Raw genomic sequence first — 13,891 nt, 5'->3', positions numbered from 1 at the left:
TGGCAAATAAACCAAGGGCATTACATGGAATTGTGCATTGCAGAAATAGAACATTGTATAAAGCTTAGACAGCAAGTCATGAGAATGGTAGATATATACTTTACCTCTGTTATTTTTTTGATATGATGTGCGCACTTCTCTTATGCGCTCTTAGCTTAACTGGATAGAGTACGGGTTTCCGAAGCCTGTGGAGTGGGTTCGAGTCCCGCAGAGCGCACCATTATAAAAAATTGCTTATTCAACTAACAATGACATGTAAATTTTATCCATAATTAAAATCACGCTAGGTCAAAATTTGATGAAGAAATTATGTTTTCTACTGTCTGCACTCACATTCTCAACACTTTCATTTGCTCAAGATTTAAGGTGTACACAGGATTATTCGAAGCTTGAACAACAAATTCAAGATGAAGTTAAAATCATCCAAACAGGCACGATTGAAGACTTGATCAAACATTATCAAGCTACAGATTATGCTCAGGTTTTTCGGGCACAGCATGGTGGACAAGTATTTGATGGTGAAGATTGGATAGATGAAAAAGCATATTTAGAAAATACAGAAGAAAGTTTTCATCTGCTCAAAGATGCTTATACTTCACAACATCTTCAGTTTCATGCCGAAAAAGCCAATTTTTTTGCAGCGTATGGTGAAGTCTGTGTGATTCCTATTTCTGCGATAGATCAGATTTACCAAGAAAAAATTTATTCGCAGTATGATGCAATTTTTGTACGAGATTTAAAAACCAATCAGTGGCGAAATTTAGTCTACAGTGGTGTGGAATTAAAAGCGGATATGGACGAGTTTTTTCCTCAATTATCGCAAAAAGTTAAACTGGCGGCTTTTACCACGGATGATGGTCAAAACTATGCGGATCTATCTGAAAAACTAGCCTATTTAATTTTTCCTAAAATCGGCATTGCCATGACCAAAGACATTGTACAAGGGGTGAAACAGGAAACAGATCCCTTAAGACAGCGTTTAAAAGAAAATGGTTTTAATTTAAAAGGTTATTTTTAAATTTGCTGTCTAAATTAAATTATATTTTATCAACTTTAAATGCAATGATTTAAAGCTTGCAAAATTATAATACTCTATAAAATGTGATTCAATGAGATTTTGATAGAGTGTTCGTGCTGAAATGTTAAGCAATCTTGCGCACTTTGCGTGGTAGATTTATATTAAAACTACAGTAGATCATTAGGATGCTACGAAGAAGTTGGACAGATCAATGATAGCTTATTGAGTTTGCAACGTTTAGTTCAGATAAGAAATAGGCACTAGCTTTCCAACATACAAAGCTCGCAGCGATGCGAGCTTTTTTATTGCTCAGTTTTTACGATCAACGTCTTTTATGCATAATGCACTTCAACATCATAGCGGGCAAAATCATCAATGAGTTGCTGAATAAAATTTTCGGTTAAAGTTGAATTTAGATCTGCTTCGTTCATTTGATCATGTGTACTATCAAAATATTCAACTTTGAGTAATTGCCAAGTGAGTTCTTGTGGTGTTTGTTGAATATGTAATGTACGTAGTTGTAAATCATTAGATATTTGACGCGGGATGACATGGGTAATGGCAAGTTGAATTGGGGCTTTCTCTGCTGTATCTAAAAAAGTAATCACCCAATTTCCAACTTTACTCAACTGTGTTGGATTATCAAATGCTGAAAAGTGTAAGCAGTGTGTCGAATTCATAGCAATCATCCTTCTTTATCAAGCTTATAAAAGTTTCTGACTAGATTGTGGATCATGCTTAAGTGGTATAAATAGAATGATCTGTATATCTAAATGCATATAAATGATTTAAATACATGTTTTAAAAATAATTTTTAAATATTACTGAGATGTAAAAGCTCTAGGCTAAGCGAAATCAACAATAATTTGCTAGTACACATCAGACTAAAAATGACGCATTGAATAATTGATGGTTTGCAGATTTTTATTTAATTCCATTGGTGAAATACGCGTTTCTTGTAAAGCCGTTAACCACTGCATTTGGCAAAGTTTTAAGGCTTGAGAATGTTCAGCATTTTCTATTTTTTGAATGAGTATTTGTGCCATTAAACCACAATTTTGATGGAGGAGTTGAATCATCAATTTTTTGGTTTCATGGAAATTTAATTTTGGCAAAATGATTTCATTTTCAAGGGCAAGGTTGACTTGGGTTGCTGAAGCAATAGGCGCTTGTGAACTTAAAGGCCTGTCTTTTGTTTTTGTTGCTGCATGTTTTTCTTGAGGACGAACGATTTCTTTTATTTTGCGACTTTCTTGTATCTGTGTTTGGTTTTGGGTTTGAATATTTTGGATTAAGCCAAGTTGCTCTAAGTGTTGCAGCATCTCTGGTGTCGCAATATTTTGTTGTAATTGTATTGTTAATTTTTGGAAATCAGGTGTGCCAATTAAAAGTAAGAGTCGTCTGAGTTTTGGGCTTAAACCGAATAAGCGTTGTTGTAAAGCCTGTATACCAAGTTCAGTTTTTATATAATGTTTCATGTTGCTCTATCCCCCGAAAAGCAAACGTTAGGATAGAGCATCAAAATGACATTCAGGTGTCATTTTGATGACAAATACTATAATTTATAACGTAATAATTGCGTTATTTTCGAGTGCTTTACGCAGATATGGATCAAGGTCATCTTGTTTTAATAACCATTTTGTATAATCCGCAGGAAGTTCAGCAATCGCTGTACCACGATGTTTACCAAAATTAATGGTACGTGGAATACGTGCATCTTCAGATGCTGCAAATAGTTGTTCAATATTTTGAATATTTAGTTGATGGATAATATGCATCAAAATATTTGCAGTCAAAATAATATCTGCATCTGCACGATGTGCACCTTTGAGCATACTACGGGCTTTGTCACTGCCTTTGCTGATCTGATAAATTAATGCAGAAATATTATGTGCTTCAGCATTTGGCCAAACTAAACGTGCCAAGGCAAGCGTGCAAATCGCTTTGATCTTTGAGGTATCTACACCGCATTTTTCAATGGCGTGAATATCGTAATCAATATTATGACCGATGATATAGGTTGTTTCGGCAGGCAGGCTAAATGTTGAAAAATCAGGTTGACCCAGTAAATCAGACTCTAAAATATGATGTACAGCCATTGAAGCATAAGAAATTTTCTCATCGCCAATACTATAAAGCTGATCAAAAATTTGCTTACGGTCTAAACTGAGTTTACCTTGTTCTATTTGAATAGGTGCATAAGCAATCTCAATGGGTAAACCATTTAATGTATGGGTTTCTGTATCAAGAATAATGGCTTGCATAACCTATTCCACATCTATAAAAGTCAATTGGCTTACTTTAACATTCAGTTTTTCTTTATGCACAGTTTATTACGGCTTGCTTGCATCATTGAGTGAAATAATACCCAAAATACGAGTGAAATATAAATCAAAATAGCCTAAGTATTTCTAGTGAAAAGTGTGAAGAAACTTTTGGGTTAAGAGCAGATAAATCTATAGAAATTTTAGCCAAACCCTGTAAAAGTTAAAAAGTGGTTAACCAATTTTTTAGAATGCTGGGTGGATCTAATTTAGACAGAAAAATTAGACTAGACTAAAGTCTAATGTGTTGCGGTTTTTAATATTCAATATAAGAAAAATCAATAATTTATTACATGATTTGCAAGATAAGACATTTAAAAAGTAAGCATATATTGGTATGACCAATTTTTATATTTAATTTTATTATTGATCTTTTATTCTGCGATAAATTAATATTGGTCGATTCTATGGGTGTATATTAATTGTTTATTGAAAAATTGGTATGACCAGTTTTAAGATTTTGTATATACATTTAGATCAATTTTAATGTTTTAGCAAGCATTTCAAGGAGATGACAATGCTTCAACAATGGCAACAGATTTATGATCCTATGGGCAACATCTGGATTTCCAGTTTGATTGCTTTGATCCCGATTATTTTCTTCTTTCTCGCACTCGCTGTGTTCCGTATGAAAGGAAGTGTTGCGGGCACAATTACAGTGGTATTGGCACTTTTAGTGTCGTTATTTGCTTATCAAATGCCCGTTGCAATGGCATTTGCATCAATGGTCTATGGCTTTTTATACGGTTTATGGCCGATTGCATGGATCATTATTGGGGCAGTATTTCTTTATAAAATTTCGGTGAAAACGGGGCAGTTCGATATTATTCGTTCTTCGATTCTGTCTATTACTGAAGATCAGCGTTTACAAATGCTGTTTGTGGGTTTTGCCTTTGGTACTTTCCTTGAAGGTGCGGCAGGTTTTGGTGCACCAGTAGCCATTACCGCAGCTTTGTTGGTTGGCTTGGGTTTTAAACCATTGTATGCCGCAGGTTTGTGCTTGATTGTCAATACAGCACCTGTGGCATTTGGTGCAATGGGGATTCCAATTATTGTGGCAGGGCAAGTTTCAGGTGTTGAAACTATGGAAATTAGCCAGATGGTGGGTCGTCAGTTGCCATTTATGGTGATTATCGTGTTGTTCTGGATCATGGCAATCATGGATGGTTGGCGTGGTGTGAGAGAAACATGGCCTGCGGTGATTGTCGGTGGTGGTTCTTTTGCTTTGGCACAATACTTGACTTCGAACTTTGTTGGTCCTGAACTGCCTGATATTACCGCAGCGATTGCAGCATTGGTTTCACTGACTATTTTATTGAAATTTTGGCAGCCAAAACATATTTTCCGTTTTGCCAATGAAGACAGCTCGATTGATGAAAATCTTGCTGGACAAAAACAGCAAAAATACAGCATTGCTCAGATTGCTAAAGCATGGTCACCATTTGCAATTTTAACTGCAATGGTGACAATCTGGAGCGTAAAACCGTTTAAGGATTTATTCACCAAAGATGGCGCACTGCATGACATGGTGATTTCGATCAAAGTGCCATTCTTGCATCAAATGATTCAAAAAATGCCGCCTGTGGTGCCTGAGATCAAAGACTACGATGCCATTTATAAATTTGATTGGTTGTCTGCAACAGGCACCGCGATTTTTATTGCTGCAATCATTACTATCATTTATTTAAAAATGAAGCCGAAAGATGCAGTCGTCACTTTTGCAGAAACAGTGAATGAATTGAAAATTCCAATTTATTCGATTGGGATGGTGTTGGCTTTTGCCTTTATTGCCAACTATTCAGGTATGTCTGCAACGCTTGCACTTGCACTTGCACATACAGGTCAGGCATTTACCTTCTTCTCACCATTTTTGGGATGGCTGGGCGTGTTCCTGACAGGTTCAGATACATCGGCAAATGCCTTGTTTTCTGCATTGCAAGCAACGACAGCTCAACAAATTGGTGTACCTGAGGTTTTACTTGTTGCCGCCAATACCAGTGGTGGTGTGACAGGTAAAATGATTTCACCACAATCTATCGCCATTGCTTGTGCAGCAGTCGGTTTGGTGGGTAAAGAATCTGATTTGTTCCGTTTTACCGTCAAGCACAGTATTACCTTTACGGTGATGATTGGTATTATTATCACATTACAAGCCTATGTGTTCCCATGGATGATTCCATAACACGACGTTGAATGTGAGCTGAGGAAAGCAGATGAAAGTCTCTGACAAGATTGTACAAAATTTAAAGTTGTTGATTGAAGACAACAATATGCAAGTCGGAGACCGTTTACCTGCGGAACGTAAGCTATGTGAACAGCTCGAGGTATCCCGTTCCTCTTTGCGTGAGGCCATTCAACAACTGACCAGTACGGGCATGCTGGTCAGCAAAGTTGGAGCGGGAACATTTTTGCAACAGCTCCCAAGTCATTGGTCACAACATCAAATTGTTGAACCTTTGAGTGGTTTGATTGATGAAGATCCAGCTTATCGTTTTGATGTACAGGAAGCTCGAATGGTTTTGGAAGGTGGCACAGCATGGTATGCCGCACAGCGTGCCACCCCACAGGATTTGGAAAATATCCGTCAGTGCTATGACCAAATTACTTATTTTCAAGCATTGGGGGATGACCATCAGGCAGCCATTGCCGATGCCAAATTTCATTTAGCCATTGCTGAAGCCTCGCATAATCTGGTGCTGATTCAGATGATGCGCAGTCTCTTTGATTTGTTGCAATACAACGTGGTTTTGGGCAGACGTAAAGTCTATACCGAAGCCAAACGTTATGATCAGTTGCGTGATCAACACTTTCAAGTGATGGATGCAATTGAACGACAGGATGCCGATGCTGCACGAGTTGCAGTCTGTGGACATATAGAATTTGTAGTACAGCAGGTACGTATGATTGATGAAGAAGAAGCTCGTCGTCAGCGTGCTAGCCGATTGAACAGGATATAAAATATGATTATTTCTTCTGCGAATGACTATCGTGAAGCCGCACGACGTCGTTTACCGCCATTCTTATTTCATTACATCGATGGTGGTGCCTATGCTGAATATACTTTAAAGCGTAATGTGGAAGATTTATCAAAGATTGCACTTAGACAGCGTGTACTCAATGACATGTCACAGCTCAGTTTAGAAACGAAGCTGTTTGATGAAACTTTGTCGATGCCTGTTGCACTCTCACCTGTGGGTTTAACAGGAATGTATGCACGTCGTGGCGAAGTCCAAGCTGCAGTGGCTGCAGATAAAAAGGGTATTCCTTTTACCTTGTCCACAGTGTCAGTTTGTCCGATTGAAGAAGTAACGCCTGCCATTAATCGTCCAATGTGGTTTCAATTGTACGTGTTACGTGATCGTGGCTTTATGAAAAATGCCTTGGAACGTGCCAAAGCGGCAGGTTGTTCCACATTGGTCTTTACCGTGGATATGCCTGTACCGGGCGCGCGATATCGTGATGCACACTCAGGTATGAGTGGTCCTAACGCTGCAATGCGTCGTTATATGCAGTCTTGTTTCCATCCACATTGGGCATGGAATGTTGGATTACTAGGTCGTCCGCATGACTTGGGTAATATTTCAAAATATTTGGGCAAACCAACAGGTTTAGAAGATTATATTGGCTGGTTGGGTAACAACTTTGATCCATCCATTTCATGGAAAGACCTTGAGTGGATTCGTGAATTCTGGGATGGTCCAATGGTGATCAAAGGGATTCTTGACCCTGAAGATGCCAAAGATGCAGTACGTTTTGGTGCAGATGGTATCGTGGTGTCGAATCATGGTGGTCGTCAGCTCGATGGTGTTTTATCTTCTGCTCGTGCGCTTCCGCCTATTGCCGATGCTGTGAAAGGTGATATTAAAATCTTAGCGGATTCTGGTATTCGCAATGGTTTGGATGTGGTGCGTATGCTGGCTTTAGGTGCAGATACCTGTATGCTTGGTCGTGCCTTTGTTTATGCGCTAGGTGCAGCAGGCGGTGAAGGTGTTTCTAATCTACTTGATTTGATTGATAAAGAAATGCGTGTGGCAATGACTTTAACAGGTGCCAACACCATTGCAGATATTACCTCTGATTGTTTGGTCAAGTTAGAGAAAGAGTTAGTAGGATAAATTTTTTTGATTTTTCAAATATATACTACATCTTTGTATTTGATACGCGTTAAGGTCATCCGTAACTGTTCGAGGCAGGATTATTTTAAAAGAAAATGTTTCTGCGAGTTATTGGATGAAAAAGTGGTATTTAACGAGTTTTGCGGATGACAATGGTTTTGCCTACTTTTCCCGAAAGAAAAGTAGGTCGAACCGAAGGTTTATCCCTACATATAATTAATATTGAAAAGACTCCGCTGTAATGAATATTCGCCTCATTTTATTGAATGAGTATTGATGAATAGGATAGGGAAAATGCAAGCCAATTTTGATTCACAACACACCATCCAAAACCTCATTAACATCGTGGGTCAACAACACGTTCTGACGAGTGATCACGACACACGCCTATACCGCCAAGGTCGTCGCTATGGTTCGGGTCAAGTGTTGGCTGTGGTGGTGCCGGGGACTTTGCTGGAACAATGGCAAGTGTTGCAGGCTGCGGTGAATGCAGATTGTATTGTGATTATGCAGGCGGCAAATACGGGTTTGACGGGCGGTTCAACGCCATTTGGTGATGATTATGACCGTCCTGTGATTTTAATGAGTACCCGTCGTTTGACAGGTATCCAAGTGATTAATGAAGGTCAGCAAGTGATTTGCTTACCGGGTGCAACGCTGGATAAACTTGAAAAAGATTTGGCGCAGTACAACCGTGAACCACACTCGGTGATTGGTTCATCGTGTATAGGTGCATCGGTTTTAGGTGGTGTGTGTAATAACTCAGGTGGTGCATTGGTACGCCGTGGTCCTGCCTATACTGAGCTTGCACTTTATGCACGAGTGAATGAGTCGGGCGAATTGGAGTTAGTGAATCATTTGGGGGTGAATTTGGGGCAAACACCTGAAGAAATTCTTTCTAATCTTGAAAATAAAAATTATCAAATCAAAGATATTATTAATAATTCAAATTGCTGTGCATCGGATCAGCGTTATTCACATGATGTGAAACAGGTCGATGAAAATACCCCTGCACGTTTCAATGCAGATCCGACACGTTTATTTGAAGCATCGGGTTCAGCAGGTAAAGTCTGTGTTTTTGCAGTACGTTTGGATACCTTTGAAAAAATTCCAAGCCAGGTGTTTTATGTCGGGACAAATTCACATGATGATTTGACTGAAATTCGCCGTTTCTTGCTGAAAGATTTGTTACGTCTGCCGATTGCAGGCGAATACATTCACCGTGTCGCTTATGATATTGGTGCAGAATATGGCAAAGACACGTTCATGTTCATTGAAAAATTCGGCACAGCAAAAGTGCCTGCTGCATTTGCCATGAAAGACAAAGTCGATGGTTATCTGGAAAAGCTGCATTTACGTGGTTTATCCGATAAATTTTTGCAACTGGTCACGAAATTTATGCCAAATCATTTACCAAAACGGATGAATGAATTTCGTGATTTGTATGAACATCATTTGGTGATTCGTATTGAAAATCAAGATGTAGATCAGGTCGACAATTTCCTGAAAGATTATTTCAATAATAAAGCATCGGGCAATTATTTCCGTTGTACCGATGAAGAAGGGCGTAAGGCATTTTTGCATCGTTTTGCGGTGGCAGGTGCAGCCATTCGCTACCGTGATACCCATCGTTCAGAGGTTGAAGATATTGTTGCATTGGATATTGCACTACGTCGAAATGACCGTGAATGGGTGGAAACGCTGCCAAAAGAGATGGATGAGCAAATCATTCATAAACTCTATTATGGGCATTTTTTATGTCATGTGTTCCATCAGGATTATATTGTTAAAAAAGGCGTAGATCCTTTGGCAATGGAGCATGCAATGTGGCATTTACTTGATGACCGTGGCGCGGAATATCCTGCTGAACATAATGTCGGGCATTTATATGTGGCAAAACCCGCATTGAAAAACCACTATCAAAAACTTGATCCAACCAATAGTTTTAATGTGGGGATTGGGCAGACAAGTAAGTTAAAGCATTGGAAGTAAAAGATAATGAAAAGAATAAGAGATTTTAAAATCTCTTATTCTTGAGGGGGAGATTAAAATTTAACTGTAGAAGCAATAGTTTGAGCTGCTTTAGCATTATACAAATGACATATGTTTTGTGTTGCAGCTATAACATAGTTGGCATATGCTTTTTCTTCAGCAGTTCCAGTTTTCAAATCATCTTGATAGCTTTTTAACCACTCATTCATATTGAATTCAAGACCTTTTGGTGTTAAGAACGCAGAATAATAGTTATTTTTATATAAAGCATAACCATATGGGGAATCTGAGTTTGTATTTTCTTTTAAGTAAGCAGTCGTATCCTTGAAGTTTCGTAAGGTTGTTGTCGTATCATTTTTAAATTCAAGCCAACCTTGAGCCAATTGATTTTGCTGTTCTTTATTTTTTAAATCAGCATCTAAATCTAAATATTCTTGAGTATTTGAAAATTCTTGTAGCTGTAGGCAACTTGAACCTTCAGGAAATTTTACTTTAGAAATATTGGCATATAAATCCAATAAGTAGTGTTTAACTGGGTATTTATCAGTTAAATTCCGAGTGATTGCATAGTAATCCGCAGGTGATAACACTTCTAAAAGATTTTTACCACTTAAATTTAAAGTTGTGTATTTTTGTGTATATTGTAGTCCTTTAGAACCAATACTTGAGTATGGGCTTAAAGTCCATTGTGTATTTGAAGCTTGAATGGTACCTGAGTAATGTCCTAATTGAGCATCTACAGGGGCATTAACTTCATCATAGAGACCATCACTTGTTACAGTTATACCTTTATACGAATGATAAGAAGGATCTGTACTGGTTTCTTTTGAGTAAGCTTTACCATCTTTAACTGTTAAAACTTCTTTATCAATGAAATAGCCATCTTTCTGATCGGTATAAAAATCATAAGAAGTCCATTGCTGATTACTCGTATTTCCAGAGGTTTGGCCATTGCCAGATGATGATTGTGATGAATTATTTGAGCTAGATCCTCCTCCACAAGCAGTTAACATAATTGATGATAAGATTGTAAAAGATAATAGTTTTATTTTCATATATTTCTCAATTTTTTGATTTTAGTTGGTGAGTAAAAATCACTCAGGTTTATCTTATTCAAAATGTAAAAAAATACAATTACTCTTAAAATTATTTTTTTTGAATTTTGGACGAAATAAATCCTAAAACAAATGCACTGACAAAAAATACAATCGCTGAATACAGTAGAGAGTGACTGCTAAAATAAACGGCTAAAGTTGCTAAAACGACAATGGCAGTACATAGCCAAATTGCTAAACTTGAAGATCGCGTATCTTGTGTTGTCATGGAAGTAAAACTTTCTGAATTTTCAAAGGGATCGATCTGATTTTTAAGGTCTGATTCTAATACGATTGTTGGAGTTTCACCATAAAAAAAGTAAGACTGATCTTCAAAACGGGCAAAATCTTCACGCTGAAATTCTGCGAAATCTGAGTTTTGTGCTGTATTTGATTGATAATTTTCAAGTTGTTGTAAGGGATGCAGTAAAAATTCAGCATCATCAGGATCTAAAGGCAAGCCACTGGTTCTAAGCAAAATATACTGAGGAAAATGCTGTTCGATCATTGCTTGAAAATCTGCAAAATAGCCTAAATGCTCTGCACCAAAAATTTCAAGAAAAACCGATTTTTGCTGTGCTAAATTAACTAAAGCCTGCTGCTGATCAATGACTAAATAGGCATAGTGTTCATCAGCATATTCCTGTTGATATTCTTCGAAATCATTTTGGTGATGAATATCGTTAAAATCTAAATCTTCAATATATTTTGCCCAATGAAGATTGTCCTGTTTAAACAGCATGAACCATAAAATTGGAATAAAAGCATTTGCTTCAAGTTCAAAAGAAGCAGTCTGAAAAAAATCTTGCCATTGATTTTGGCTGCCTAAAGGCATATGACTAAAGCTTGAACTGGTTAAAAATACAGGATGGCTCATGATCTTGGATGCTCTATTTTTAAGTTTTATGATGATGTGATTTAGCCTAGCCTAACTTTATGATAACAATTGTTGTAAAGCTGTAGGGTTCCGTATGCAAGAATCAGTTTTATTTTTATATATTGATGAAATTGACATTATCAACATGGAAAAAAATAGAAGTAGTCATCCTAAAATTTCTAAATTTCGATACAGTAGTATGCAACAAGTTGCAAAGCCAAATATTAAAAAAGGATGTGCCATGACAACTCGCTATGCCAATATTTTAAAACCGTTGCATTTAGGCTTTACCACCATTAAAAACCGTGTGGTTATGGGGTCAATGCATACAGGTTTAGAAGACCGTTTTTATAATTATCCAAAACTCGCTGCTTATTTTGGTGAGCGTGCCAAAGGTGGTGTGGGGCTAATTATTACGGGGGGGATTTCACCCAACCGTCAGGGGTGGTTGTTGCCTGCTGGCGGTACTATGAATACCTTGGGTGATATTGCGCCACACCGCTTGGTCACCCATGCAGTACATAAGCATGGTGCCAAAATTCTCATGCAAATCCTGCATGCAGGTCGTTATGGTTATCAACCTTTTGTGGTTTCATCAAGTCCAATCAAGTCCCCCATTTCGCCTTTTAAACCACGTCAAATGAGTGATCGTCTGATTTTAGACACCATTCAGGATTATGCCAAAACTGCAAGTTTGGCAAAAAAAGCGGGTTATGATGGTGTGGAAATTATGGGTTCAGAAGGCTATCTGCTGAATCAGTTTTTAAGCCGTCATGTCAATCAGCGTGAAGACCGTTGGGGTGGTCCAATTGAAAACCGTATGCGTTTTGCTGTGGAAATTGTCAAAGCCATTCGTGAACAAGTCGGTGAAAAATTTATTATTTGTTTCCGTTTGTCTTTGCTGGATTTGGTTCATGATGGCAACACCATGGATGAAGTCATTACTGTAGCACAAGCATTGGAAAAGGCAGGAATTACACTGCTAAATACAGGCATCGGCTGGCATGAAGCTCGTGTTCCAACGATTGTGACTTCGGTACCACGTGCAGCTTTTGTCGATTATACCGCTGAAGTGAAAAAACATGTTTCTGTACCTGTTATTGCATCCAACCGAATCAATATGCCTGATACAGCAGAAGAAATTCTGGCAGCAGGCAAAGCGGATATGGTGCAGATGGCACGTCCATTACTTGCCGATGCATTTTGGGTGAATAAAACGGCAACTAATCGTGTTGATGAAATTAATACTTGTATTGCGTGTAACCAAGCATGTTTAGACCACAGTTTCCAAAATAAACGGGCGAGCTGTTTAGTGAACCCACGTGCTGCACATGAAACAGAACTGGTCTATCTAAAAGCCAAAAAACCGAAAAAAATTGCGGTTGTGGGTGGTGGTGTAGCAGGCATGTCTGCAGCAACAATTGCGGCTGAGCGTGGACATCAAGTGACTTTATTTGAAGCAGCGAATGAAGTTGGCGGACAATTTAACTTGGCAAAAGTGGTTCCGGGTAAAGAAGAGTTCCATGAAACTATTCGTTATTTCAAAGTTCAGATTGAAAAAACAGGGGTAGATTTACGTTTAAATACCAAAGTCAACCGTGAGCAACTTGAACGTGAAGGCTTTGATGAAGTCGTGATTGCGACGGGTGTGGTGCCTCGTGCATTAAAAATTGAAGGCAGTGATGCACCGCAAGTGTTGTCTTATGCGGAAGTATTACGTGGTGCACCTGTGGGGCATAGTGTTGCGGTCATTGGTGCAGGTGGGATTGGTTTTGACGTATCTGAGTTTTTATTGAAACCAGAACATCAACCTCAGCCACAACCTTTGGCAGACTGGCAACGTGAATGGGGTGTCGACTCAAATCCAAACTATATGACTGAAGGTGGGGCTGTTCCTGCTGAGGTTGAAGCGCCGATTCGCCAGATTTACCTCATGCAACGTAAAACAACCCCGTTGGGCATAGGCTTGGGTAAAACGTCTGGTTGGGTTCATCGTGCACAATTGAAAAAACATGCTGTGAAAATGATGCGTGGTGTGCAATATAAAGCTGTGACCAATGAAGGTCTATGGGTTGAGCTTGATGGTCATGACCAATTATTGCGTGTGGATACGATTGTTGTGTGTGCAGGTCAGGAATCAGTGAAAGATTTAGTGCCAACTGAAGGTGAAAATACCTTAGCAAATTATCATGTGATTGGTGGTGCTAAGTTAGCTGGTGAGTTAGATGCTAAGCGTGCAATCCGTGAGGGTGCTGAAATTGCAGCCAAACTTTAAGCAAAATCTTTGATTTTGATGAAACATTATGCATTTGAATGCTTTGGATGTAATTTTTACTTGTCAGAATTGAAAAAGCTCCGTATTATGGCGCACATGGAAGCGTGGCAGAGCGGTTTAATGCACCGGTCTTGAAAACCGACGAGGGTGCGAGTCCTCCGTGAGTTCGAATCTCACCGCTTCCGCCAAATATCTA

At 38.6% G+C, this 13,891-nt stretch carries 11 protein-coding genes and 2 tRNA genes; 8 read left to right on the top strand and 5 right to left on the bottom strand.

All coding sequences use genetic code 11. The features are described 5' to 3' along the window. The first annotated feature begins 144 nt into the window (after nucleotides 1–144). Nucleotides 145–220 (top strand) — tRNA-Arg (locus HX129_RS04950). A gap of 78 nt (nucleotides 221–298) precedes the next feature. Next, nucleotides 299–1,018 carry a hypothetical protein gene (locus HX129_RS04945; RefSeq protein ID WP_286433931.1) on the top strand — a complete coding sequence of 240 codons (720 nt, stop codon included), beginning with the start codon at nucleotides 299–301 and terminating at the stop codon, nucleotides 1,016–1,018. Nucleotides 1,019–1,350: 332 nt separating this feature from the next. On the opposite strand, the gene HX129_RS04940 is transcribed toward HX129_RS04945, so the two are convergent. From HX129_RS04940 to HX129_RS04930, 3 genes are all read right to left on the bottom strand, one after another. Further along, nucleotides 1,351–1,698 carry a hypothetical protein gene (locus HX129_RS04940; protein WP_130074774.1) on the bottom strand — a complete coding sequence of 116 codons (348 nt, stop codon included), beginning with the start codon at nucleotides 1,696–1,698 and terminating at the stop codon, nucleotides 1,351–1,353. A 204-nt stretch (nucleotides 1,699–1,902) separates the two neighbouring features. Then, nucleotides 1,903–2,496, bottom strand: coding sequence for a hypothetical protein (locus tag HX129_RS04935; RefSeq protein ID WP_286436037.1), 594 nt, complete (start codon nucleotides 2,494–2,496; stop codon nucleotides 1,903–1,905). Nucleotides 2,497–2,580: 84 nt separating this feature from the next. After that, complete coding sequence (locus HX129_RS04930; RefSeq protein WP_174492304.1) at nucleotides 2,581–3,282, bottom strand: 3'-5' exonuclease; 702 nt, start codon at nucleotides 3,280–3,282, stop codon at nucleotides 2,581–2,583. Between the two features lie 571 nt (nucleotides 3,283–3,853). Here HX129_RS04930 and lldP point away from each other — a divergent pair. The 4 genes from lldP to dld all read left to right on the top strand — a co-directional run bounded on the left by lldP (nucleotide 3,854) and on the right by dld (nucleotide 9,449). After that, nucleotides 3,854–5,524, top strand: a complete 1,671-nt coding sequence (gene lldP / locus HX129_RS04925; RefSeq protein WP_286433927.1) for an L-lactate permease — start codon at nucleotides 3,854–3,856, stop codon at nucleotides 5,522–5,524. Nucleotides 5,525–5,555: 31 nt separating this feature from the next. Next, on the top strand, nucleotides 5,556–6,299 hold the full coding sequence (gene lldR / locus HX129_RS04920; protein ID WP_130074778.1) for a transcriptional regulator LldR: 744 nt from the start codon (nucleotides 5,556–5,558) through the stop codon (nucleotides 6,297–6,299). Between the two features lie 3 nt (nucleotides 6,300–6,302). After that, entirely contained in the window at nucleotides 6,303–7,457 is a 1,155-nt protein-coding gene (gene lldD, locus HX129_RS04915) for an FMN-dependent L-lactate dehydrogenase LldD (protein WP_130074779.1), read from the top strand. A 294-nt stretch (nucleotides 7,458–7,751) separates the two neighbouring features. Next, a complete protein-coding gene (gene dld, locus HX129_RS04910) occupies nucleotides 7,752–9,449 on the top strand; it encodes a D-lactate dehydrogenase (RefSeq protein ID WP_286433926.1) in 1,698 nt (565 codons plus the stop codon). Nucleotides 9,450–9,502: 53 nt separating this feature from the next. Here dld and HX129_RS04905 read toward each other — a convergent pair whose 3' ends face one another. Together HX129_RS04905 and HX129_RS04900 are read right to left on the bottom strand one after the other, a co-directional pair. Beyond that, complete coding sequence (locus HX129_RS04905) at nucleotides 9,503–10,504, bottom strand: hypothetical protein (protein ID WP_174492308.1); 1,002 nt, start codon at nucleotides 10,502–10,504, stop codon at nucleotides 9,503–9,505. Nucleotides 10,505–10,595: 91 nt separating this feature from the next. Next, nucleotides 10,596–11,420 (bottom strand): hypothetical protein, encoded by an 825-nt coding sequence (locus HX129_RS04900; protein WP_180045614.1) that lies wholly within the window; start codon nucleotides 11,418–11,420, stop codon nucleotides 10,596–10,598. A 241-nt stretch (nucleotides 11,421–11,661) separates the two neighbouring features. Between HX129_RS04900 and HX129_RS04895 the strand changes: the two genes are divergently transcribed. Together HX129_RS04895 and HX129_RS04890 are read left to right on the top strand one after the other, a co-directional pair. After that, the gene (locus tag HX129_RS04895) at nucleotides 11,662–13,695 is read left to right on the top strand and encodes an NADPH-dependent 2,4-dienoyl-CoA reductase (RefSeq protein WP_286434054.1); all 2,034 of its coding nucleotides are present in this window, start codon (nucleotides 11,662–11,664) and stop codon (nucleotides 13,693–13,695) included. A gap of 98 nt (nucleotides 13,696–13,793) precedes the next feature. Beyond that, a tRNA-Ser gene (locus tag HX129_RS04890) sits at nucleotides 13,794–13,883 on the top strand. Nucleotides 13,884–13,891: the final 8 nt, after the last annotated feature.

Origin of the sequence: Acinetobacter sp. 251-1 (genome assembly GCF_030329305.1) — a bacterium.
Taxonomy (GTDB): domain Bacteria; phylum Pseudomonadota; class Gammaproteobacteria; order Pseudomonadales; family Moraxellaceae; genus Acinetobacter; species Acinetobacter piscicola_A.
The sequence above is the reverse complement of the archived record's forward strand: the minus strand, read 5'-3'. Positions and strand labels throughout refer to the sequence as shown.